Origin of the sequence: Rhizobium cauense (genome assembly GCF_019511525.1) — a bacterium.
Lineage (GTDB): Bacteria > Pseudomonadota > Alphaproteobacteria > Rhizobiales > Rhizobiaceae > Rhizobium > Rhizobium cauense.
Genome location: NZ_JAEUAT010000020.1, coordinates 71,447 through 93,572, shown reverse-complemented (window position 1 = coordinate 93,572; position 22,126 = coordinate 71,447). Strand labels below are relative to the sequence as shown.

Annotated in this window: 21 protein-coding genes; 10 read left to right on the top strand and 11 right to left on the bottom strand. The window is 57.2% G+C overall.

Annotated elements, in window-relative coordinates; genetic code table 11:
- Nucleotides 1-145: 145 nt before the first annotated feature.
- The 4 genes from JNB88_RS27585 to JNB88_RS34710 all read left to right on the top strand — a co-directional run bounded on the left by JNB88_RS27585 (nucleotide 146) and on the right by JNB88_RS34710 (nucleotide 3,386).
- The gene (locus JNB88_RS27585; protein WP_220358234.1) at nucleotides 146-1,294 is read left to right on the top strand and encodes a GGDEF domain-containing protein; all 1,149 of its coding nucleotides are present in this window, start codon (nucleotides 146-148) and stop codon (nucleotides 1,292-1,294) included.
- A 438-nt stretch (nucleotides 1,295-1,732) separates the two neighbouring features.
- Nucleotides 1,733-2,314, top strand: a complete 582-nt coding sequence (locus JNB88_RS27580; protein ID WP_220358233.1) for a carboxymuconolactone decarboxylase family protein — start codon at nucleotides 1,733-1,735, stop codon at nucleotides 2,312-2,314.
- Complete coding sequence (locus JNB88_RS27575) at nucleotides 2,247-2,873, top strand: ribosome modulation factor (RefSeq protein WP_220358232.1); 627 nt, start codon at nucleotides 2,247-2,249, stop codon at nucleotides 2,871-2,873. The genes JNB88_RS27580 and JNB88_RS27575 overlap by 68 nt, the downstream gene beginning before the upstream one ends.
- Before the next feature lie 174 nt (nucleotides 2,874-3,047).
- On the top strand, nucleotides 3,048-3,386 hold the full coding sequence (locus JNB88_RS34710; protein ID WP_220358231.1) for a lysozyme family protein: 339 nt from the start codon (nucleotides 3,048-3,050) through the stop codon (nucleotides 3,384-3,386).
- Nucleotides 3,387-3,447: 61 nt separating this feature from the next.
- Here JNB88_RS34710 and JNB88_RS27565 read toward each other — a convergent pair whose 3' ends face one another.
- Together JNB88_RS27565 and JNB88_RS27560 are read right to left on the bottom strand one after the other, a co-directional pair.
- Nucleotides 3,448-3,903: a response regulator gene (locus tag JNB88_RS27565; protein ID WP_220358230.1), complete on the bottom strand. Its 456-nt coding sequence runs from the start codon at nucleotides 3,901-3,903 to the stop codon at nucleotides 3,448-3,450.
- A gap of 113 nt (nucleotides 3,904-4,016) precedes the next feature.
- Nucleotides 4,017-4,406, bottom strand: coding sequence for a hypothetical protein (locus tag JNB88_RS27560; protein ID WP_220358229.1), 390 nt, complete (start codon nucleotides 4,404-4,406; stop codon nucleotides 4,017-4,019).
- A 199-nt stretch (nucleotides 4,407-4,605) separates the two neighbouring features.
- Here JNB88_RS27560 and paoA point away from each other — a divergent pair, with 199 nt between their 5' ends.
- From paoA to paoC, 3 genes are read left to right on the top strand one after another with little or no spacing between them, the layout of a single operon-like run.
- Complete coding sequence (paoA, locus tag JNB88_RS27555) at nucleotides 4,606-5,244, top strand: aldehyde dehydrogenase iron-sulfur subunit PaoA (protein ID WP_420832222.1); 639 nt, start codon at nucleotides 4,606-4,608, stop codon at nucleotides 5,242-5,244.
- Nucleotides 5,241-6,191 carry an FAD binding domain-containing protein gene (locus JNB88_RS27550; protein ID WP_220358228.1) on the top strand — a complete coding sequence of 317 codons (951 nt, stop codon included), beginning with the start codon at nucleotides 5,241-5,243 and terminating at the stop codon, nucleotides 6,189-6,191. The genes paoA and JNB88_RS27550 overlap by 4 nt, the downstream gene beginning before the upstream one ends.
- A 5-nt stretch (nucleotides 6,192-6,196) precedes the next feature.
- Entirely contained in the window at nucleotides 6,197-8,395 is a 2,199-nt protein-coding gene (paoC, locus tag JNB88_RS27545; protein ID WP_220358227.1) for an aldehyde oxidoreductase molybdenum-binding subunit PaoC, read from the top strand.
- 383 nt (nucleotides 8,396-8,778) lie between these two features.
- Here paoC and JNB88_RS27540 read toward each other — a convergent pair whose 3' ends face one another.
- Nucleotides 8,779-8,979, bottom strand: a complete 201-nt coding sequence (locus JNB88_RS27540) for a hypothetical protein (RefSeq protein WP_220358276.1) — start codon at nucleotides 8,977-8,979, stop codon at nucleotides 8,779-8,781.
- A 225-nt stretch (nucleotides 8,980-9,204) separates the two neighbouring features.
- A complete protein-coding gene (locus JNB88_RS27535) occupies nucleotides 9,205-9,804 on the bottom strand; it encodes an alpha/beta hydrolase (protein ID WP_220358226.1) in 600 nt (199 codons plus the stop codon).
- Between the two features lie 883 nt (nucleotides 9,805-10,687).
- On the opposite strand from JNB88_RS27535, the gene JNB88_RS27530 reads away from it, so the two are divergent.
- The 3 genes from JNB88_RS27530 to JNB88_RS27520 are packed head-to-tail and all read left to right on the top strand — an operon-like array spanning nucleotide 10,688 to nucleotide 11,901.
- On the top strand, nucleotides 10,688-10,939 hold the full coding sequence (locus JNB88_RS27530) for a GlsB/YeaQ/YmgE family stress response membrane protein (protein ID WP_220358225.1): 252 nt from the start codon (nucleotides 10,688-10,690) through the stop codon (nucleotides 10,937-10,939).
- 5 nt (nucleotides 10,940-10,944) lie between these two features.
- Complete coding sequence (locus JNB88_RS27525) at nucleotides 10,945-11,439, top strand: hypothetical protein (protein ID WP_220358224.1); 495 nt, start codon at nucleotides 10,945-10,947, stop codon at nucleotides 11,437-11,439.
- A 12-nt stretch (nucleotides 11,440-11,451) separates the two neighbouring features.
- A complete protein-coding gene (locus JNB88_RS27520; protein ID WP_220358223.1) occupies nucleotides 11,452-11,901 on the top strand; it encodes a DUF421 domain-containing protein in 450 nt (149 codons plus the stop codon).
- A gap of 110 nt (nucleotides 11,902-12,011) precedes the next feature.
- On the opposite strand, the gene JNB88_RS27515 is transcribed toward JNB88_RS27520, so the two are convergent.
- The 7 genes from JNB88_RS27515 to JNB88_RS27485 form a co-directional block, all read right to left on the bottom strand.
- Nucleotides 12,012-15,965, bottom strand: a complete 3,954-nt coding sequence (locus JNB88_RS27515) for a chemotaxis protein CheB (RefSeq protein ID WP_220358222.1) — start codon at nucleotides 15,963-15,965, stop codon at nucleotides 12,012-12,014.
- Between the two features lie 76 nt (nucleotides 15,966-16,041).
- Nucleotides 16,042-17,145: a chemotaxis protein CheB gene (locus tag JNB88_RS27510; protein WP_220358221.1), complete on the bottom strand. Its 1,104-nt coding sequence runs from the start codon at nucleotides 17,143-17,145 to the stop codon at nucleotides 16,042-16,044.
- A 207-nt stretch (nucleotides 17,146-17,352) separates the two neighbouring features.
- Nucleotides 17,353-17,907 carry an NUDIX hydrolase gene (locus JNB88_RS27505; RefSeq protein WP_338111051.1) on the bottom strand — a complete coding sequence of 185 codons (555 nt, stop codon included), beginning with the start codon at nucleotides 17,905-17,907 and terminating at the stop codon, nucleotides 17,353-17,355.
- Nucleotides 17,908-18,043: 136 nt separating this feature from the next.
- Complete coding sequence (locus JNB88_RS27500; RefSeq protein ID WP_420832221.1) at nucleotides 18,044-18,793, bottom strand: TIGR04290 family methyltransferase; 750 nt, start codon at nucleotides 18,791-18,793, stop codon at nucleotides 18,044-18,046.
- Nucleotides 18,794-18,803: 10 nt separating this feature from the next.
- Entirely contained in the window at nucleotides 18,804-19,844 is a 1,041-nt protein-coding gene (locus tag JNB88_RS27495; RefSeq protein WP_220358218.1) for a UDP-glucuronic acid decarboxylase family protein, read from the bottom strand.
- 11 nt (nucleotides 19,845-19,855) lie between these two features.
- Nucleotides 19,856-20,959, bottom strand: a complete 1,104-nt coding sequence (locus tag JNB88_RS27490; protein WP_220358217.1) for a CgeB family protein — start codon at nucleotides 20,957-20,959, stop codon at nucleotides 19,856-19,858.
- Nucleotides 20,956-22,047 (bottom strand): CgeB family protein, encoded by a 1,092-nt coding sequence (locus JNB88_RS27485; protein ID WP_220358216.1) that lies wholly within the window; start codon nucleotides 22,045-22,047, stop codon nucleotides 20,956-20,958. Before JNB88_RS27485 ends, JNB88_RS27490 begins: the two co-directional genes overlap by 4 nt.
- Between the last annotated feature and the right edge of the window lie 79 nt (nucleotides 22,048-22,126).

Sequence of the window (22,126 nt, the reverse complement as noted above, 5' to 3'; positions counted from 1 at the left end):
TCGAGAATTCTCAAAGGTGGAATATGCGCCGAAGCAAATCATTGCTGCTGGAAGTAAAGATCGAACCCGGCGTCCCGATGAACCCTTTACCTTTTCGGGTTAGATGAGCTCATGTCCATATACATCGGGGTAAAGTGACGGTTCAATGAATGGCGCATCATTTTTTCTGGGGGTGAACTTCATCGTCGCCGCGTCTTTTAGCGCGGTGTTTGTTGTTGTCGCGACCCGCAGCCGCTCTCGCAAGGCAGCGCTCTGGATCGGGGGCGGTTTCGGCGTGGCCTCGCTTTCAGCAATTTGCGAACTACTCGTAGCTTACACCTCTGTGCCGAAGCCCTGGGCCCTCGGCGCGTTCGCTACCGTCTTGATTGGCATGGTGATGCTTGGTGTGGGAATCGGAAAACTTCACGAGAAGCGGATCAGCCCCTGGATTCCCGTCACATTTGTAGGCGCGAGTCTCGTTCTCTCTTATTTTATATACGATCTTCCCCGCGGAACTTTCATCCACACGTTCTTGTACCAAACCCCTTTCGCCATCGTGATCCTGACGACCGCTGCAGCGGTGCTTTCCTTACGCAAACGCTCCTGGATCGTGCGGTTCCTGGGTGCACTGTTGTTTTTGACCGGGATGCATTTCTATGCGAAGGCAGTATTGGCGGTATTCGCAGGCTCCGGCGCGACAGCGCGCGATTACGTCCACACAAACTATGCAATTATCTCACAAAGCCTAACGGCGGTTCTCGTGGTTGCAGTAGGCCTAACGCTCCTAGCAACCCTTACCCTCGAAATGATGGCAGATCAGCGCAACGTTTCAGAGACGGATGCGCTTTCCAGCCTTGCCAACAGGCGCGGCTTTGACCGCATGGTTCAATCCATACTCGCCAGCTGGCCCGATGGCCCTCATGCAATCATCTTTTGTGATCTCGATCACTTCAAGGCGATCAACGACACTTATGGTCACCATATTGGGGACCTGGTGATCCGGGAGTTTGGGCAGCAACTGCGCGGTCGTTCACCAACGGGCGCTGCAGCCGGTCGCATCGGCGGAGAAGAGTTCGCTGTTCTTCTTCCTAACACGGGACTGGATGCTGCGGTCCAGTTCGCCCAGACCCTACGATCTGCCACAATGAGGCTGGCGAATTTACCTGATACAGTTAACGTCACCGCGAGTTTCGGCGTCGCAACGTTTGCTTCGGCCGGCGAATTGACAGAGGCGTACAGAAAAGCTGATATGGCGCTCTACAATGCGAAGAACGCCGGTCGAAACCGGGTAAAGATAATGCAGGCGACGTCCTGAGAATGCTGGAATTTCTGCATCCCTGCAGACGCACGAGCCCTCGTCAAGGACGATTGATGAGAATTGAAGCGCAACGCACCTCGACTTCTGGAAGTGCCGGCTGACCTACTACAAATTGTTGTCAGCCATCACCGAAGCACGATCACGGTCGTGAGAGTCGCCGTCTTTCGGCAAAGGCGTGAGTGGCCATGCAGCCGCCGGTTGCCACAAGCGAAGATAATTCACCGGGTCGAACGGCGTCTGGACCTTCGCATTCCGATCTCAACTCGCCAGTAGATATTCGACCCATCTAGACACGCAGCTCGTCATCAAGCAAACCACAGCTCGAGACCGACGGGTTGCGCCAAAAGGTTTCGGCCGTGACTACCGCTGTCGATCACCTCGTGACGAAAATCTAGAATGTGCTAGCCTTGACGAGATTTACCCTTGGAGGCGGATTTGTATATCAAGACAATAGAACCTGATGAAGCGAAGGACGATATCGCCGCTCTTTATACGTCTGAGATCGCGTCGATGGGGAGGGTCATGCAGGCGACGCAGTGCTGGTCCGCTCGTGCCGATGTCATCGTGCCTATCGAGAGCTTACTTCATCAAATTCGGGACGGGTTCTCACTAGGGCTGCTGAATTTCAGGCTTATCACATTGGTAGCCGCCAAATTCGTGCCGTCGAGCTACTGTTCACACGTTTATTTCCACAGCGTTTCCAGCATGATCGGCCGTGATCAGGCTCTGGCTGTATACCGAGACTTCCGAAAAGCTGGACTGAGCACCCAGCAGGTCGAGATGCTGGCATATGCTGAGCAGATCAGTCGCAATGCCTCAGAGATCACAGATAAAAATATCCAACGCCTGCGCGATGTTGGCTTCACGGACATCAACATAGCCGATATTGCGCTTGCGGCTTCGTATCGCAACTTCATGAGCCGTTACTTCGATGCCGTGGGAGCTACGATTGAGCCAGAATTTCTCGATCCCGACGATGAGGTCAGAAACGAAATATCAGTCGGGCGCAAATCGTAAAAAAAGCCGGATAGTGTCTTCATGCTTGGCCAAGGATAGAGTTCGCGGCTGCATTCCTTACAGCCGCCCTGCCACGAGCTCTCAGAATGTCGAGGCAAAGGGCGGGGATCCGACGACGTCTATCAGTGCTGATAAGGAAGTGAGGACGTTCGCGAGCCAAATGACGCAGCCGGACAAAAGGCACAAATTCAAACTTTTCGTTGAGCGCAGCGGCTTGCTGCTCCCAAGGTCGCGTGCCGTTCAAAAGGCTTTCCGCCTGGAACCGCTTGCCGCGGAGCGACAAACGCGTCTTGCAGGCCAGCGCAGCCGACTTGGGATTCGAGCTTTACGTTGCAGAAGTACGAAACGGGCAATGACTGTCTTAGGAGCTGTTGTCGCCGGCGAGAGATTGCGGAGAATATTTGTGAAAAAGGAATTGCAGCGCGCCTTCGAAGAAGGGCGACAAGCTTATCGTGACGGCAAGCCAATTGATGCCAACCCTAATCTTCCAGCTCATTCCCTGCGGTACACCGCCTGGGAGGACGGATGGCAGGCGCAGCGAAAGGCCGAACAAAAGTGAGCCGGAATTGCCCGATGGCATATCAGCGCGTTTTCGGTTGCAAGATGTTCGCCCAAGATCTGAGAACGAGCCCGGCAATACTTTTAAGTCTGCCAAGGAAGGTTTCCGCGATGCCCATCACACCTTCAGCCAGACATGTTCGACGCCTCCGCGAACTCGCGAGCATGAACTGGCATGTTTGCAAACGTCGCCGAGATCGTCACTAACTGGTATGGTCGCCCGACGAACAAGGAGCTTCTTCCGCCGCTGGTCGACGACGCCATCTACGGTTGGAACACCGGCAGCTTCGAAGGACAAAACGATGTTTCGTGCCCAAGATCGTGGTGGACCAACTTTCTTTGGTACCGCTCAGAAAGGCCTGATGCGGACCCTGTGGCGCCCCCTAGAGAAAGTGATGAATCCTCCCAGGCAACCGAGCCGAATGAGGCCACGGAGGCGGGGATTAGGATCGACTTGACCCGGATTGGCGGTCAGCAAACTCGCATTCGACATAGGCAATTGTGCGCGAGCTAGCCAAGTATTTACCCGTAACCGGAAGACAGGGCGATCACCGACAAAGCGATAAGAAAGCCAGCTATGTCCGGCGTGCGGAGGAGTGAATGCTTAGACCCGCGCTTACCTGGCGCATTACCCCGCGCTGCGCGCCAACTTCACGAGAAGGCAGATTTTCCGAAGAGAGCCGTCGCCGGATCTCAACGGCGATCGTGGTCATATCGTAGGGCTTGGGGTGGAAGGTCGCGTTGCCCTCCAACCCCGCCAAATCGACGGCTCGTCCAGATGTAACGAGAACCGGGACAAACGGTCTCGTCTTCTGAACAAGTTGCGCCAGCTGCACGCCATTAAGTGCACCTGGCATATCCACATCAGTTACAACCGCATCGATATCGTCATTCAAGCCCAGTGCCGCGAGAGCCTCAAGGACGTTCCCGCATTCGATAACGGTGTAGCCTTCGTCGAGAAGGTATTCCGCCAAGGTGAAGCGGATGAGGGGTTCGTCTTCCACGACAAGTATCTTTGCCACTGCTCGCATACTCCGTTTCGGATGTTAGTCAAACGCGTTGGGCGACGAAATCATCTATCGAGTGAGAATTGTATTTGACTATATGTTTAATAAATTGCGAACGATCTCTCCGGGTCGGCTTCTCACCGATGAACGAGACGTTGGATCGACTTTTTTTCTCGGCTACAGACGCGTTGGCCGACGATGTATTGCATAGTGCTCTGTGCGGCTTCTGCGATCACTTTATGCCCGCATTCTGGATAGCGGCGCTGCGGCCATCGTGTCGCCGCGCACGCAGCCGGTTTGAAATCGCCGGTCTTGACCGTGGCGCCGGCCTTGCCCACGATGCCAGCAATCACCCCTTCCTTTTCTCGTATGTCCACCTCGCCGGCGGGCGACGTTAGCTCACTTCGGGTAGTCCTCGCGACGGACCGGACCATGCGCGTGCACCAGAGGTCTTTGCCAAAGCGTCCGGTGGTGCTGATCCTGGTATTGCGGCAGAATTGGATGCAGATACCCCGGTCAGGCATCATAAAGCGCATCCGCTAGACACCTCGCAGAACAGCAAAGCCTTCGGAACCAGGGGACGTTGCTCTCACACTTGTGAGCGACAAGGCTAGTTTGTTTATGAGTCAGCTCAGACGCACACCTGATCTTCTTGTCGCGCAGCCCTACGTCCGCAAATGGCGTTTCTCGAAATGCGCCAGGCCATCAGCAACAATGGAGCTGGAGATGAGAAATCATTCACATCTGGAACTTTCACGCCGGGACTTACTTGTGTCTTCGGCTGCAACAATTGCGGTCACGGGAGTCGCTGCGCGAGGAGCAGCGGCACAGTCCGCGAGGAAAGAAATGGAATTTAAGACGAGTGTCTCCTTTAGTGTAAATGGCAAGATGCGAGATATGGAGGTCGACAACCGAACGACGTTACTCGACGCATTGCGTGAGCACCTCCATCTCACCGGCACAAAGAAAGGCTGCGACCACGGTCAATGTGGGGCGTGCACCGTAATGGTGGACGGACGTCGCATCAATTCCTGTCTCACTCTTGCGGTTATGCACGAGGGTGGCGACATCACGACAATCGAAGGGCTCGGCCAGCCGGGGGACTTGCACCCCATGCAGGCCGCGTTCGTCAAACACGACGGTTTCCAGTGCGGGTACTGTACGCCAGGACAAATTTGTTCCTCCCTGGCGGTCCTCGAGGAAATCAAGTCCAATATCCCGAGCCACGTCACTACCGACCTCTCGGCACAGGCTGAATTGAACAAGTCGGAGATCAGAGAGCGGATGAGCGGCAATATCTGTCGCTGCGGCGCTTACTCGAACATCCTTGATGCCATTTCGGAAGTCGCGGGGATTCAGGCATGAGAGCGTTTACTTGCGAGCGAGTCTCGACTGTCGAGGCAGCGGCCAAAGCTGCCGCAGCAAACCCCGAGGCAAAATTTATCGCAGGTGGCACCAACCTTCTAGACCTGATGAAGTTGGAAATCGAGCGGCCAACACACCTCATTGATGTCAATGGTGTCGGCCTGGATAAAGTAGAAGCAACGCCCAATGGCGGCCTTCGGATTGGCGCACTGGTTCGCAACACCGACCTCGCCAGTCATGAGACAGTTCGGCGCGATTACGGCCTTCTCACCCGCGCTTTGGTAGCTGGCGCGTCCGGTCAGCTGCGAAACAAGGCGACCACGGCAGGCAACCTTCTGCAACGGACCCGCTGTCCGTACTTCTATGACACCAACCAGCCGTGCAACAAGCGACAGCCGGGAAGTGGATGCTCAGCGATCGGCGGCTTCTCACGTCAGCACGCGGTGGTCGGCAGCAGCGACTCCTGCATCGCCACCCATCCAAGTGACATGGCCATTGCCCTTCGAGCACTCGACGCGACGGTGGAAACCGTAAAGGCTGACGGCAGCACGCGCTCGATACCGATCGCGGATTTTCATCGACTTCCGGGAGATACACCACACATCGAGACAACGCTCGAGCAGGGTGAGTTCATTACGGCAGTCGCCTTGCCACCTCCAATCGGAGGCAAGCACATCTACCGCAAGGTACGAGATCGGGCTTCCTATGCGTTTGCGCTCGTGTCGATAGGGGCGGTCATCCAACCAGATGGGACAGGCCAATTCGCCGTCGGGGGTGTGGCTCATAAGCCATGGCGGACGCCGCCTGGCGATGAGAAGCTAAAAGATGGCGCGAGAGCTGCGGCCAGCGAAGCACTCGCTGAGGCACGTCCTACCGAGCAGAACCGCTTCAAGATCGACCTCGTCGAGAGGACGCTTGGCGCGGTGATTGCCGAGGCAAGGGGATAACAACGATGAAATTCGACAAACCTGCTACCCAAAACCCAATTGATCAGATGAAGGTCGTTGGACAGCCCATCCCCCGTATCGACGGCCAGCTCAAGACAACTGGACGGGCGATGTACGCTTACGAATGGCACGACCCAAACATTCCTTACGCTTACGGGTATCCACTAGGAGCCTCGATCGCGAAGGGTCGTATCCGCTCAATCGACTCAAGCAAGGCGAAAAAGGCTCCAGGCGTAATCAGCGTTGTAACTGCGCTAGACGTTGGGAAACGCGAAAAGGGAAAATTCAACACGGCAAACCTGTTTGGCGGTGATGAAGTTCAGCATTACCATCAGGCGGTCGCTGTCGTGGTTGCCGAGACGTTTGAGCAGGCCCGCGCCGCAGCCTCCCTGATCAAGATCGACTACGAAGTCTCGGACGGCAGTTTCGATCTGAAGGCCGCCAAGGACACGGCGGTTAAGCCGGACGAGAAACAGCAGCCTGATACTGCCGTTGGCGATTTCGACGGCGCGTTCAAAGCCGCACAAGTGACCTTGGACGAGAATTACGCTACGCCGGATCAATCGCATTCCATGATGGAGCCCCATGCATCCATTGCGGCCTGGGATAATGAAAAGCTGACTGTTTGGACGTCCAGCCAAATGATCGACTGGTGGCGGTCCGACCTTGCCACGACCCTCGGTATCGACAAAGACGACATTCATCTCATGTCGCCGTTTATCGGCGGTGGATTTGGCGGAAAGCTATTTCTGAGAGCTGATGCCGTGCTTGCTGCTTTTGGAGCGAAGGCTGCGGGTAGACCGGTTAAGGTAGCGCTTCCACGGCCTTTCATTTCGAACAATACGACACACCGTCCAGCCACGATCCAACGCATTCGAATTGGCGCGGGCCGTGATGGGAAGATAACGGCAATCGCTCATGAAAGCTGGTCGGGCGACCAGCCTGGCGGTCAGCTGGAGACCGCGGTAAACCAGACACGTTTGCTATATGCGGGACAAAATCGGATGACCGCCATGCGGTTGGCGACCCTGCATTTGCCGGAAGGCAATGCTATGCGGGCTCCAGGTGAAGCCCCCGGCCTGATGGCGCTTGAAATTGCTATTGATGAGATGGCCGAGAAACTCGGAATTGATCCTGTAGAGTTCCGCATTCTCAATGACACTCAGGTCGACCCGGAAAAACCCGAGCGCCCCTTCTCGCAGAGGAACCTTGTCGGATGTCTCAAGCTTGGTGCGGAGCGTTTCGGTTGGAGCAAGCGCGGTAAGCCCGGTTTGCGGCGGGAAGGGAACTGGCTCATCGGTTTGGGTGTGGCGGCCGCGTTCCGAAACAACCTGCTTTTACCATCCGCCGCACGTGTACGTCTGGGACAAGATGGCACCGTCACGGTGGAAACCGATATGACGGACATCGGGACTGGCAGCTACACAATCATTGCGCAGACCGCGGCTGAAATGCTTGGACTGCCGGTTGATCGGGTCGCTGTACAACTCGGAGATTCCCGTTTTCCCGTTTCTGCGGGTTCCGGTGGACAATTTGGTGCGAACTGTTCCACCTCGGGGGTCTATGCGGCCTGCGTCAAACTTCGCGAGGCTATCGCTCAGAAGCTCGGGTTCAACACCGACGACGTCGTCTTTGAGAACGGCCAGGTGCGGTCCGGCAATCGTTCGGTAGCGCTTGCGGACGCTGCAGGTCCGGACGGTCTTTCGGGGGAGGACGGCATGGAGTGGGGCGACTTGAGCGAGACCCATCAACAATCCACCTTTGGCGCACATTTCGTCGAAGTGGGCGTGGACATAGCCACCGGGGAAACTCGAATCCGGCGAATGCTCGCCGTGTGCGCGGCTGGTCGTATCCTAAACCCAATCACAGCCCGCAGTCAGGTGATCGGAGCGATGACCATGGGGGTAGGCGGAGCGTTGTCCGAAGAACTGGCGGTCGATACGCGTCGCGGCTTCTTCGTCAACCATGACCTCGCTGGGTATGAAGTTCCGGTGCATGCCGACATCCCTCATCAGGAGGTCATCTTCATGGACGAGGCGGACCCGATGTCATCCCCTTTGAAGGCTAAGGGTGTAGGAGAATTGGGTCTCTGTGGCGTTTCCGCGGCCGTCGCGAACGCGATCTTCAACGCCACCGGCGTGAGGGTGAGGCACTATCCTGTTACGTTGGACAAGCTGATCAGCGGGCTGCCAGACGTGGCTTGAGTAGAACCGGGTGGCGGCTCGAGTGCAGCCGCCCACCCGTTAAAAACCGCTGCTGCGTTCTTGCGCAAAAGCCGACTGCATCGTGGAGCCCATCCCAGCCTTTCACCACCGCGGGCGGCTCGGGCGATGTGTCGTTAGTGCTTTCGCGTTTTGGATCCGAGCGATCTCGTCAGCATTGCCTATTGGCCGCCGTCTCGCCTTCTTCGCTCCACTGGCAGGCGACGCTCAGGAATGTCTCCACTACTTTTGGATCAAGGACATGGAATGTGATCCGCTGGGCTTGCCGTTTCAGCTTCCTGCACTGAGAGACAGCCGTGCGCAAGCCAGCTCGCGGCGCGATGCGTCTACTCCGGAGCGTGCCCTTCGAAAGGAGGACCCGCCTGTCAGCTCGCTCGGTCCTTGTCGGGCTTCCCGGCATTATCGGACTGGCCGCTCCGAGCCGGCGGCCGCTCCGTTTGTTCGGTGTCGGATCCATCCGACTGATCCGGCAAAGGGATCGGCTCCAGTTCCATTTCCGGCGGGCTCGGCTTCCACGTCGGCGTGGGGGCCGGTGCGTTGGTTGACTTGTCGCTGGCGTTACTCATGAGGGCTCCTTTCCTGTCGAGGCGAACCGATCGTCGTGGAAAAGGTTCCAGAGAGACATCAGGCATGGAGCAAAAAGATTCCGGAGGATCTTGCGCGGGTACACCGTGCAACGGCTGGAGGTTTGCGTGGTCCCGGAAAAGCCATTCGATCGCACGTTATGAGAGCGTCCACCGACGCTCAAGGCCCCGATCGCGAGGGCCGGGACCGCATATGGCGACGACATGCTACTTCTCGAGCGTCCGTTTTAAAAAGGCGAGCGCCCTTCCAGCGCCTGAAGCCGATACCGTGTGCCCCACCCCAGGCTCGACGCTTAGCTCTACGCTAAAGCCCGCGGCCTGTAGTTGAGCTGCCGCAAGCGTCGAGGCGGCAGCAGGGATTGTCGCATCGTCCTGCCCGTGTACGAGAAGGATCGACGTTTGTCTGTACGCGGCCGAGATCTGCTGGGGTGGAAGAAGGCCAGCGAAGGATACGAGAGCGCCAACCTTCCATCGTCCGGAGGCTACTGCATCGAGCGCAACAATCGCTCCCTGGGAAACCCCAACGAAGGCGACCCTGTCATGAGCATTGGAAAACCCTTGGACGTCGACGATCTTCTTGATCAACGCATCGAATGCTTCGCGCGCGGTTTGGATACACGCCTGGTCGAGCGGATTGCCCTCAGTAGAAAACCACTGACGACCTCTCCAGTGATGCATCGGCGCATCCGGTGTGGCGAAGCGGGTGTTTGGCATGCTGCTGCGCCAGGAGTTCGCAAGCGGCATGAGTTGGGTCCCGGAGGCGCCGATGCCATGGAGACAGATTATAAGGTGTTCTTCGGCGCCCATAGTCTTCCTAAGCAAAACTGTTCCAGGTCGCGCCCGACACTTTGACGGGAGTAGCGCTCTCACGCCGAACCCGCCATGACGCTGCCGCCGGCGGACCTCTGTACCCGGGGATTACGCGGTAGGGGTGCAGACCTTAGATGGGATGTTGGTCTTCGTTCGCCAACGACGTACCGCAGCCAGTACGCTAGCGGACTCTAATATGCACGACATTGAAGGAGTTTCCCGGTCCAACCATATAGAGCGAAACACCCAAGGATGATCAGTTATGGTGAGCAGGCTCAAAAGGACCCTGACAGTGCAACAACGCGCGGCTGCCTTCGAACACACGAACAAGGTCGCGGCCGACGCGGCTGAAGAAGAACGTCGCGTCCGCGAGGAGAAGAACATGCGACTCCGCAAGTTACGCATTGCCAGTGGCGACCAAACTTTGCGCGAAAAGTAGAATCTGACTGGCTCTGGTGGATGCAAGAGCCGTCCACATGTCTTCAGCGGGAAGACCTCGTAGCTAAACCGGGCGAACCGATCGCCAGTGGCGCTGGCAGAGCCTTCCTTTCCTATGACACGCGCAGCGAGCTCATTCTATGCTTTCGAAACGCAGTCATCGCCTCAGGTTTGCATAGAGTTGTTGCAATTCACGGGGTCCTACGCGCCCTGCTCATGACGAACGGGATTTGCTGTCAGCTGAATACGTGCTTTGCCAGGTCTGGCGATCAATCGCAGCTCTTCCTGCTCGAGGCGGTATTAGATCCCTCGGCAGATCGCGAGGTGAAAGGGAACCTCTAGAGCTGTTCCTGGTCGTCTCAGCCTGGTCGCTGGACATTGACGATCCCTGATCTGACGCTAGTTCATCTTCATCGTCAATGACTTGATCAGGAGATGACACATGGAACAGGCAGGTATCGGCTGGATCGCCGCGATCATCATCGGAGGTATCGCAGGGTGGCTAGCTGAGCAATTTATGAAGTCCAATATGGGCGTCATCATGAATATTCTCCTTGGCATCGTCGGAGCTATCGTTGCCAATGCAATTCTTTCGATCTTCGGCATTGTCCTTGGTGGTTGGCTTGGCTACTTGATTGCCGGTTTCGTAGGGGCCTGCATCCTCATCGCAATAGGCCGAATGTTTAGGCGCTGAAGCGAATGAGCGTAAAACAATCCCCTCTCCCAGAGGGTGTTGAGGATCACGGCCCTTTTCAGCGCAGAATGTGGTTCGCCCAGCGTATCGCGTGGGCGATCTTTGCGGTGATCCTCGTCGCATGTCTTCTTGGAGCTTTCGGTCGCGGTGGCTTCCTATCTCGGGCGAGCATCCAGTCTCGAGGGGGGCAAATTGACTATCCTTTCATAACCCGCTGGAATGCACCTGATGATCTGAAACTCACGTTCGCTTCCTCATCAGGAGATCACATCTTCTTTGTGGACAGCCGCTTCTTCGACGCACTCTCTGTCGAGAGGATCGAGCCGCCACAGAAGGTCACGCTGGTCAGGGATGGGCTTACGGGTTATGTTTTTCCCGGCGGACAATCCAAACCTACAAGAGTGACGCTGCGCCTGCAGACACAAAAGCCTGGGCTTCAAAGGATGACTTTCGGCTTCGAAGGCGAGGTTGTCGAACGCTCTATCCTTGTGTTGCCGTAGGGAGGGAAAAGCATGGACGCTGTCATTCGCGGTTTCGCGATCTACTTCACGCTCCTGGTCATCATCAGGCTCTCTGGCCGGCGCACGCTGGCTCAGATGACACCTTTCGATCTTGTGATCGTTCTCGTCATTTCAGAGACAACCCAACAGGCTATGCTCGGCGAGGATTTCTCCATAACAAACGCCATACTTCTGATCTTGACGCTGTTTACGACGGATATTGCCTTGTCCTACGTTAAGCGATGGTCACCAAAGGCAGCGCATGTGATAGACGGAGTTCCGACCGTGCTTGTAACCGACGGGAGCTACGACGAGCGGGCACTACGCGGATGCCGCCTCGATCACGAGGACGTCATGGAAGCCGCCCGCAGCCAAGAAGGAATCCAGAAAGTTGCAGACATAAAGTTCGCAATCCTCGAGGTAAGCGGCAATATCAGCATCGTTCCGAGGGAAAAAACATAGCCAAGCACTCCTACGAACTCTCTCTGCAACCTGACCTCAGAGCTACCCTGTGGGCATCGCCCACCGCCTGATTTCAAAAACTCCCCCCGCTGGCCTGAGGCTGCCCGCGTTCAGACCGAGGCCGATCCGTCGTGCCTGCTACCGTCCTCGCCGTGCGAGCTCGCGCTGGTGGAGACTGGGATCAAAATCGTGCAGCGCACGCCGTCTGTACCGAGCGCGAAGGTAGTTTTGGCCTTGAGCTGATAAGGCAAGGCGTTTTCGATCAGCTCGCGACCTTGGCCGGTTCCAGCTGGCGGTGCGTCTGCTGGCGGCATCGAGACGCCCCTCTCCTGCCAATCGATGTGCAGCCACGGCTGATCGCTCCCGTCCGAGTGCTGCAACGCCCACCGAACGGCGAGTTCGCCGCTGCTCTGGCTGAGAGCGCCGTATTTGACGGCGTTGGTTGCCAGCTCATGGAGCGCCATCGCAAGCGTCTGGACGGTCGATGACCGCAACCGAATCCCCTCGGGACCTTCAAGCAGGACACGATCAACGGCACCATCCATCGCTCCAAGTTCACCTTTGATGAGCTCATCGAAGGTGACGCGGTCATGCTCATTCAGGCGCGACAGTAGACCTTGAACTCGGGCGAGCGCCTCCAGACGATCATTGAAACGCCTCTTGAAGTCACCAAGATCGATGCTTCTTTGAGCGGTGTTATCAGCTACTGAACGGATAACGCCCATGAGATTGCGCGTCCTGTGCTGAAGCTCGGCAACCAGCACTTCCTGTCTCTTGTGAAGGCCACGTATATCGTCAACGTCAGTTGACGTGCCGAGCCATTCAACAATCGTGCCTTGCGAGTTCCGCACCGGCGTGGCGCGGGTGTGAAACCAGCGATAGGTGCTCGTGCCAGCATGGCGGATGCGGTATTCGACCTCGAACCCGCCCGTTTCGAGAGCTTCGGACCAACTCGTCTTTGCCCTGTCGCGATCATCAGCATGCACAGGCTCAAGCCACCCGAAGCCATGACTGTCTTCTTCGCGCTGGCCGGTATACTCCGTCCATTGCGGGCTCGCCCAAGTCCAGTTCCCTCCATCGACTGCGCGCCAGACTAGCTGCGGAATGCCCTCCAGAAGAGCGCGTTGGCGTTGTTCGGCCGCGGCAAGTGCCTGCTCAGTTTCCTTGATCTCGGTGACGTCGTGGCCAATGCCGCCAATGTGGACGACACGCCCGGCATCGTCCTTGATTGGGAAGTCGGTGTTGCGCAACCATCGAATAGCGCCGTCGGCCGGCCGCTGAATGCGGTACTCGAATGTGACCCATTCACCTTCTCGCACACGTTGCAGGTTGGCGGCGGCACGTTCGCGGTCCTCCGGAACGATAAGCTCCAGCCAACCCACCATATTGTCACCGCGAAGGGCAGCTTCGCGATCAAGACCATAGATCGCTTCGAAGGCGGGAGTGAGATATTCCCACTGGAGAGTTTCGGCATCGCGGATCCACAATATATCTTGCGACGCCTCTCCGAACTGACGAAGACGCTCCTCGCTCTCCCGCAGCGCTGCTTCGACGCGAGCGCGTTCGGAAATGTCGACGAATGTGACCACAGTCCCATCGATGCGATCTTCGACCGTCCGGTATGGTCGCAGACGCATCGCGTAGCGCTGGCCGCGCCTGCTTCCCACCTCGCGCTCAATTGGAATTAAGTCCTTCAGGACCTTGCCTGCATCCTCTTGAATGTCGTCGTAGTTAAGCTGATGAGTGAAGTCAGTGATCGCCCGACCGATGTCGTGCCGCGTGATATTGAAGAGCTCAGCGACCGGCGAGGTGAACATCTTGATGCGCATGTCCGCATCGAGGAAAAGCGTACCGATCTCGGTCGCAGCCGATAGATTCTGTAGATCGCTGTGGGCGGCTGATATGCTCTCGAGCTTGCTCTTCAGCTCGGCGTTGACTGTATGCAGCTCCTCGTTGATGGACTGAAGCTCTTCCTTCGAAGTCTCCAGTTCCTCGGCGGTTGAGCGATATTCCTCGTTCATTGACTGCAGCTCTTCGTTGGCAGCGCGAAGCTCCTGCATTGAGGACTCTTGGCCGGTTCGACTTACGAGCAGCGCCTCCTGTGCAGCTTTTAGCTCTGCGTAGAGACGCCGCACCTCGTCGGGTCTGGCTTCAGGAACAACATCGGGTTCCTCTCCGTCCTGAACCTCGCCACCATCAAGGAAAAAAATTAGAGCCTGCGTTGCCCTTTGCGCTTCATTCGTAACGGGCGTCACATTCATCGAGATGCGCCGCCTTTGTTGATCGAAGGTGACAACCGTCGGCAAGGTGGTGGTCGGTTCGCCCTGATCAATGGCGCGCGACAGGGCCAGGCGCAGATCAAGACGCAGTTCGGGCCTGACAACTGCTGGCAGAAGTCTGGAAATTGGCCCGGCAGAATGGAAAATGAAGCGTCCAGCGGTCGGTGAGAGATGAATAATGTTTTGCCCATCGTCGACGAGGGCGCTTGCTGGCGCGTTGTGTTCGAGCGCGGCGACGTGCAAGGCTGCCGGGAGGGCTGCGCGTTCCGTACCCACCGAAGCTGAGCGCTCAGTATGACTGACCTGCTCGGGCGCGGCGAACTGCGGAAGGATCGGCAGAAGGTGGCTTGATTGCGGTCGCGCGCTGTAAATGCGCGCCTGACGGTCAACGGGCGCAAACAGATCGGTCGCGACATCGGCCGTTTCCGCGGAGCCCAAAAACAGATATCGACCAGGTTTGAGGCCGTAGTGGAAGATCGAGCACACCTGCGCCTGAAGACTGCGCTCAAGATAGATCAGCAGATTACGGCAGGAAATTACATCAAGCCGCATGAAGGGTGGCTCTTTCAGGATGCTGTGCTTTGCGAACAAGACACTTTCCCGCAACTCCTTGCGCACGCGAAAATGTGTCCCGTCGTCAATGAAGAACCTGGCTAACCGTTCCTGGGAAACGTCAGCCTCGATTGCTCGTGGATAGCGTCCCTCTCTTGCAGTCGTTAGTGCCTCTTCGTCGAGGTCTGTGGCGAAGATCTGAAAGGGGATCTTCATTTTCTGTCGCGACATCTCCTCGTGTAGCAGGATCGCAACGGAATAAGCCTCCTCACCCGTCGCACACCCGACGACCCAGATGCGAATACTTTCCTCTGTCTGCCGGTCGGCGACGTCGACAAGCGGCTTCATGACCTGTCGCGCCATGGCCTCAAAGGCATGCTCATCCCGGAAGAAGGTTGTAACCGAGATCAGCAGATCGGAGAACAGGTTCTGCGCTTCCTCTGGGGTCGTCAGCAGGTAATCCGCATAGTCAGCGAGGGTATCTTTCCGACACACCTGCATTCGCCTGATGACGCGGCGCATCACGGTGGCGCGCTTGTAGCCGGAAAAATCGTGGCCCGTGCGCGTCCTTAAAAGTGCGACAATGCGGCGCAAATCGTTTGCGGCTCCGATCATGTCAAGAGAGCGAACCGCCTCTTTGCTGTGGGCTACTTCGATCAGATGCTCTGCCAATCGAGCAAGCGGCGCAATGAAATCGACCGCGCCTGTCTCAATGGCGCTTTGCGGCATCGACGGAAAAGCAGCTTCCGACGGGTCTTGAACCATTATGACACCGCCAGCTTCCTTTACGGCGGTTACTCCCAAGGCGCCGTCCGAACCGGCTCCTGATAGGACCATCGCGATCCCGTCCCCGCGAGCGGCAGCAATGGAGCGAAAAAACATGTCGATAGGCGCTCTCTTCGCCCGTGGCTCGGTGAAGGGACGGGCGGTAACGTTGTCTCCGTCGACTACAAGTTCGCGATCTGGCGGAATGACATACACACAATTGGCTCTGAGTGTGGGAGACGCCTCTATTGGTCGCACTGGCATTCTTGTATGTTGCGCCAGCACCTCGCTCAACGCACTCGGTTCATCCGGAGACAGATGAAGGATGATCACGTAAGCCAGTCCGAGATCGGAAGGCAGGTTGCGAAAAAGATCCTGCAGCGCGGCTACGCCGCCAGCCGACGCACCGATGGCGCAGACAGGAACATGCTTTCGGCTAGCAGGAATAAGAAAATCGTCGTCGGTCATCACGCTTGCTCACCTCAATCCTGCACCCTCAGTATCGACTAAATACAAGGTTCGTCAAACCCAAACGAGGTACTACTTAAGGGCGAGAAGGATGGGGGCAGAAGGGAGGGTTGCAGGGATGAACGTCACTCACGGACTGTTCAAGCTCGGCCCGCGCTTCATGAGCCGCGATATCGGTTTCGTTCAGTCCCTGCGACTTCAGCTCCATAAGCTGGACAAGGGCCTGTCGCAGGACCTCAGCCTGGGCCCTGTATTCGTCGGCACGTTGTGCGTAGGTCTCGGCCATCCCGTTTCGACCGGAGACATCAGCGTCGCGTGCCATGCGGGAGACCAGTTCTGCGCGTTCCTCTATGATGCGCAAGGCGACGCGCATGGCTTCGTCGACGACGTCCTGCTGCTGTGATAACAAGGCCTTGCCGGTGTAAGCATGGCCGACCTGGCAACGAAACCGCAGGGGGCGCGCTTCGTCTATCTCCGACATCACGCCGCCGCAATCCGGACAGGTGAGCGCGATGGGATGCCCCAGCTTCTCGATCGTGTCGACTGTGGAAGCGGCACCAGCAGCAATTTCAACCTCGAGGCGCAATTCAGGTGGTGTGGCGACTGGGGGGCCCGCCTCTTCGCCCACCAACCTGGTGATTGCGAGGGCGATATCCTCTTCTGCGCCGCTCAGATCCACAGGTGTTGCTTCCAATGCTGCAATCGGCATGGCAGGAGATGCCGCAATATTCGGCGCCTGGACAAGGGCGATGCCACCGCATCGTTTGATAGTAGCAAGCCCGGATGCGCCGTCGTTCAACATGCCACTCAAGATCAAGCCAATCACCCGGGAACCGGCAGTCAGCGCTGCAGACCGGAACATCGGGTCGATAGCCGGTCGTGCAAGATTTTCCCTCGGCCCGTTGCCCAACTTGAAATGGCCATCGAGCAGAAGCAGATGATGATTGGGTGGGGCGATATAAACCCTCGATCGCTCTATAGGCATGCCGTCCTGTGCCATGATGACGGGAAGAGGACAACCAGACGCGACCGCACTATAGACACCGAGACTTCCGGATGGAACATGTATGACGACAATGACCGCAGCCTTGAGGTCCGTCGGAAGCCGTCCAAGGACGGACGTTAGCGGTTTGATAGAACCCGCTGAACCACCGATCACGACGATATCTCTGTTTGTCATCCGAGCCTCTCCTGAGCTCTAACTCAGATCTCCGCCGAAGGTTGCGTTTTGGGCACTGCCGTCAACGGGTTTGATCAGCGGGAGGAATCTGGCAAAGGAGAGAGCGATGACCATCAGTGTGGTAGGCCAGCGCCTCCGTGACCTGACCGAGCTTGGCTTTGGCTTTTCTTGTCTCCGACACAGTCTTTGGTAACGGGAAACCGCCGGTTATGTGGATTGCGGCCTGGCAGAAACGGTGATGAACCCGCCATATTCCAGTGCAATCAAAAGGGCCGAGGTGTGAAGCGCTTGGCATACGCCGCCGTCCAAAGCTGTTCTCGTAACATCCGCCACCGAGAACCGCTTTAGAAGGACGCGCTCACTGGGATCATCGCTTGGAGCGCGTTTTTGCGTGGCGTTCGTGGCAAGCACGATATGGCTGCGATTGGTTTGGATAGCTGGATTTGGCGCTAGCATCCCGCAGTAGCTCCAGGTTTCTGCTTCAAAGCCGGTCTCCTCCAACAATTCACGCTTCGCTGCCTCTATCGGTGTTTCCCCTTCGTCCAATCCGCCTCCCGGCACTTCCAGCGACATAACGCCAAGTCCATGCCGATACTGCTCGATCATGAGAATTTGGTTGCTTTCATCCAGCGCTATAACGTGAACCCAGTCGGGATAGGAAAGGACGTAGTAAGGTGCAATGACATGGCCTTCCTCGGTGACACACTCGTCAGCCCGAACATTCAGCCATCGATCCTTGTGGACTTGGGTCGATGATTTCACGTGCCATGGTTTTAAACTCACAAGTCACTCCCTCTCATATCGCGGGTGAGCGAGGCGCTCCAAAGCAGCCTGATCGGCTGGAATTTTGAGCCGTGGGTGGCCTTCGCATCGGGTTGGCTCGTGTTCGGTTCGGGCCCTAGCAGACTTGCGGTGGCGGCTCTACGGCATAGTGTCTCTGACCGCGATGGCACAAATAAACCTCCCGCTCCGGGTTAACGTCAATAACGAATCCCGACGAACGGAGCATTGCCTCCATGGCCGACTTATTTGGTATGAACCAATTCGTAGGATCGGACGCGTAGCGGTCCTCGATGAAAAAAAGACTGGGATAGTTTGGCCGGTCAAAGACCGACCATTCCGAGAAATCATAATTTTCCTGCAAGTCGGGAATGGTCTCGTCGCCGCGCTGAAGACACTGAAACAGCAACTGGTCGCCCACCACATGCTCGTGGAGAAGATCGAGAGCCAAGAGCGGATGGCGCAAATGGTAGAAGACGCCCATGAAGATCACGAGATCGAACTTTTCCCGCAACCTGCCCACGTCATAGACCGACATTTGCCGAAGCTCGACGTTGAGACCTGACTGATCAGCGGCAAAGCGAGCCTGGCGAAGATAATGGCCATCGGCGTCGATGCCGACAACGCGACCAGCGTTACGCCGCTTCATCTCAAGTGTATAGAAACCTGCGTTGCAGCCCACGTCCAGGACACTTCGGCCTTCAAGATCCTCCGGGATGGCGTGCTTGAAGCCTTGCCACTTGAAGTTCGGGTAGTCGCCCAGAAAGTGGTGGGGCGCCGTCTGCACACCGCAGATATCGAGGTTGTGAAACCATGGTCCGAGCTCCGCGACCTGTCTTTGTAGCGCGACCTTTTTGCTGTCAGCCATCGCTTCCATGTCACACCGACCCGCGGATTTCGCCGGCTGAACCGGTTGGGGTGGATGAGGCAGGTATTGCATGCGTCTCATGAGGAGCAAGCGCAGCTGAAAACCACGCAGCCGTCTGCTGCAGACCCTCGGCAAGCGGGACCTTCGGCTCCCACCCCAAAAGTTCTCTGGCGCGCAGGATATCTGGACGCCGGCGCTGGGGGTCGTCTTGGGGAAGAGGTCGGTAAACAATTTTGGATGCAGTCGGTACGATGGCCAATACCATCTCTGCCAGCTCATTGATGGTGAACTCGCCGGGATTTCCAAGATTAACGGGCATGCCCGGATTGGGTTCAATATCCATCAGCGACATCAAACCGCTAACGAGATCACTGACGAAACAGAAAGAACGGGTTTGCTCGCCTGTCCCGTAAATCGTCAAGGGTTCACCTGAAATTGCCTGGACCAGCAGGTTTGAGATAATGCGTCCATCGCTCGGCTGCATCCTGGGACCATAGGTGTTGAATATGCGCGCTACGCGCGCGCTTACCGCTCCTGCCCTCAACATGTCGAAACAAAGTGCCTCAGCGGCCCGCTTTCCTTCGTCATAGCAAGCGCGCGGGCCGGTGCAACTGACATTGCCACGATAGTCCTCCCGCTGGGGGTGCTCAGCCGGGTCGCCATAGACTTCGCTTGTAGAAGCCTGCAGAAAGGAGGCACCGTGCTCCTCGGCAAGCTTCAGCAAGTTGCCGGTGCCCGCAACGCACGTCATCATGGTGTGAATAGGATCGGCTTGATACTGCGGCGGAGAGGCGGCACAGGCGAGGTTGTAGATCTGATGGAGCGGCTCATTCATCTCGGCCAGATCACAGATATCCTGTTCGATCAGGCGAAAGTTCGGGTGGTTCATCAGCGGCCTGACATTTTCTACGGATCCGGTTATATAGCTGTCGACGCAAACCACCCTTTTTCCGCGGGCCAGGAGCGCATCACACAGGTGGGATCCCACGAAGCCGGCGCCTCCCGCGACAAGGACGGCCTGACTTTTTCCGTTTCCGGTTTTCTGGAGCATGCACTTTCTCCTCATGCTGAAATCGGTCGGCGGGCCATTGCGCCCGTCGAAAGCGCATTGATGGCAGTTGCCAAGCCTCGAGCGCGCGCCCGACCGGTGTGGCCGGCGAGCACGATTGCCTTTGCCCGCTCGGCCATGATCCTGCGTTCGGTCTCATCTATTCCGGTCACCGCTTTGACCACGTCATCTGACTGTCGTGCGACAACGATGGCTTTCCCCTCGGGCAAAAGATCCCCGAGTCCGCGCCAATCATCGCTGATGATCGGAGTGCCGCACGCGGCAGCTTCGAACAAACGTACGCTGGGTGACCAGCCTGCCTCTACCATATCTGCGCGCGTAACATTCAAGGTGAAGCGCTGACGGCTATAGAAGCTTGAATGCTCGCGCGGGGGTAAATGGTCAATCCGATCAATGTTAGCCGGCCAATCAATATCGCTTGGATATTGCGGACCGGCGACCACGAAACGCAAGTTGGGAAGGCGGCGGGCAGGCTCGATCAGCAGTTTTTCCAGCACCGGCTGGCGGTCCGAACTGTAGGTACCGATGTAGCCGAGGTCCCAGGTAAAGGTTTCGCCGGTGGCAAAATAGCGACTGGCATCCACAGAGCAGTAGAGCGCATTTGCCCGTCGTACTCCATAGTCCTGCTCCAGCCGCTCGAGCACTTCACCGCCTGAAAAGGAAAAGTAAGCGTCGAACAAGGGCATCTGGCGAAACGAAATGTATTCCTCGTCGCCGCGGTTCAGCTTGGCAAGGGTTACCGGTGTATCGATGTCATAGAAGCACAGGCGCCTCGGTGAAAGCGCTTCGATCGCGTCTATCACACCAACGCCGTCCGGGACGTAGGAGCCGATGATGACAGCGTCGGCGGAGCAGAGGTCCTTCCCATACTTGCTGGTAACCTGCTCTACGCGCGAGTAGTACTCAAGTCGGCAAAAATCCGGCTCTGGCAGGTCGCGGTGACTTTTATACCATGGCACGTCGCGCTCAAGGAACAGCACGTCGTGGCCCTCCTCGCTCAGGCCCCGGATCAGAGATCGGAACGTGGTCGCATGGCCATTACCCCAGGACGACGAAAGCGAAAGGCCGAGGAACACGATTTTCAGTCGATCCGTCATCCGACGCCCTCCACCTGCTTTGCCGCGTGCTCTTTGAAGATGGCCTCCACGCTCAGCGAGCGGCTTTCGTAGGTGTGCTCTGCAAGTACCCGTTCCAAAGCCCTGAGCCCGATTTGCGTCGCACGTTCACCTGTCAAGCCCGACAGAATGTCCGACACGTCCTGTCCGTCTCGGGCAACGAGGACTTCCTCGCCAGGCCTAAGGAACAGCTCGATCCCTTCCCAGTGGTCCGTGATCAAACAGGCGCCAGCACCGGCAGCTTCGAAAACTCGAGTGGCCGGCGAATATCCATTCCGCGCCATGCTTTCGCGTGACACGTTGAGGACTGCTTTCGGCGTGGCGTTGAATGCGTTGTGGTCCCGAGTGGAGACGTGCCCGATGTAAGATACGTTTTCTGACATCAGTTTGTCGTGCCAGCCGGAACCACCGAGCATGAACCTCGCCTTCGCAAGCTTTTTCGCCGGCTCCAGGAAGAAATTTTCGACCCGAGCCTCACGATCTGGCAGGCGATTGGCAAGAAAGCCAAGGTCGGCGGCGAAACGTCCATCCTTATCGACAGGATAATGGGTTGTGGGGTCGAGGGCGTTATATATTGGAATGCAATCGCGTGCGCCCAAAGAGCGGTAGGCGTTCACAACGGGATCGCCACCGCCATAAGTCAGCACAAGGTCGATGGCGGCCAGAGCCCGTCTCAATGGATGCTCGGGTGCTGAACGCAGTTCCGCAAGCGTGGCTGGAGCATCGACATCCCAGAAGATCTTCAGCGCGCCACGTCTCGCAGCCAGCAAGACCTGGTCCAGGAGTAGATCATCTTCAAAGCCGACACCGCTTGCCTTAACGACGATATCGGCTTCGGCTGCCCGCAAGGCGACAGCCTTCATCGCTGGTATCGTACCCTCGTAAACGACGACCTGGCACCATTCCGGCGGCTCGATATCGCGGTTCTTCTGCCGGTCAAAGACGTTTGGCTCGTAAAAGGTGATATCATAACCTTTTGCCGCAAGCGCCCGGAGCAGCCCGCGATAGTATGTTGCTGCACCATTCCAGTAGGCGGAAACAAGGCTTGATCCATAGAATGCGATTTTCATGGAGCGACACCTCCCATCGCGGCGTTGACAGCTTCAAGGCGTTGACAACGCGAAGGTAAGAGACGAACGAACCCATGAT

Bases quoted from the DNA above. Each gene is read 5' to 3' on its own strand.
- JNB88_RS27585 (WP_220358234.1), top strand. From the start codon at position 146: ATGAATGGCGCATCATTTTTTCTGGGGGTGAACTTCATCGTCGCCGCG.
- JNB88_RS34710 (WP_220358231.1), top strand. From the start codon at position 3,048: ATGTTTGCAAACGTCGCCGAGATCGTCACTAACTGGTATGGTCGCCCG.
- JNB88_RS27565 (WP_220358230.1), bottom strand. From the start codon at position 3,903: ATGCGAGCAGTGGCAAAGATACTTGTCGTGGAAGACGAACCCCTCATC.
- JNB88_RS27560 (WP_220358229.1), bottom strand. From the start codon at position 4,406: ATGATGCCTGACCGGGGTATCTGCATCCAATTCTGCCGCAATACCAGG.
- paoA (WP_420832222.1), top strand. From the start codon at position 4,606: ATGAGAAATCATTCACATCTGGAACTTTCACGCCGGGACTTACTTGTG.
- JNB88_RS27550 (WP_220358228.1), top strand. From the start codon at position 5,241: ATGAGAGCGTTTACTTGCGAGCGAGTCTCGACTGTCGAGGCAGCGGCC.
- paoC (WP_220358227.1), top strand. From the start codon at position 6,197: ATGAAATTCGACAAACCTGCTACCCAAAACCCAATTGATCAGATGAAG.
- JNB88_RS27540 (WP_220358276.1), bottom strand. From the start codon at position 8,979: ATGAGTAACGCCAGCGACAAGTCAACCAACGCACCGGCCCCCACGCCG.
- JNB88_RS27535 (WP_220358226.1), bottom strand. From the start codon at position 9,804: ATGGGCGCCGAAGAACACCTTATAATCTGTCTCCATGGCATCGGCGCC.
- JNB88_RS27530 (WP_220358225.1), top strand. From the start codon at position 10,688: ATGGAACAGGCAGGTATCGGCTGGATCGCCGCGATCATCATCGGAGGT.
- JNB88_RS27525 (WP_220358224.1), top strand. From the start codon at position 10,945: ATGAGCGTAAAACAATCCCCTCTCCCAGAGGGTGTTGAGGATCACGGC.
- JNB88_RS27520 (WP_220358223.1), top strand. From the start codon at position 11,452: ATGGACGCTGTCATTCGCGGTTTCGCGATCTACTTCACGCTCCTGGTC.
- JNB88_RS27515 (WP_220358222.1), bottom strand. From the start codon at position 15,965: ATGACCGACGACGATTTTCTTATTCCTGCTAGCCGAAAGCATGTTCCT.
- JNB88_RS27510 (WP_220358221.1), bottom strand. From the start codon at position 17,145: ATGACAAACAGAGATATCGTCGTGATCGGTGGTTCAGCGGGTTCTATC.
- JNB88_RS27500 (WP_420832221.1), bottom strand. From the start codon at position 18,793: ATGGCTGACAGCAAAAAGGTCGCGCTACAAAGACAGGTCGCGGAGCTC.
- JNB88_RS27495 (WP_220358218.1), bottom strand. From the start codon at position 19,844: ATGCTCCAGAAAACCGGAAACGGAAAAAGTCAGGCCGTCCTTGTCGCG.
- JNB88_RS27490 (WP_220358217.1), bottom strand. From the start codon at position 20,959: ATGACGGATCGACTGAAAATCGTGTTCCTCGGCCTTTCGCTTTCGTCG.
- JNB88_RS27485 (WP_220358216.1), bottom strand. From the start codon at position 22,047: ATGAAAATCGCATTCTATGGATCAAGCCTTGTTTCCGCCTACTGGAAT.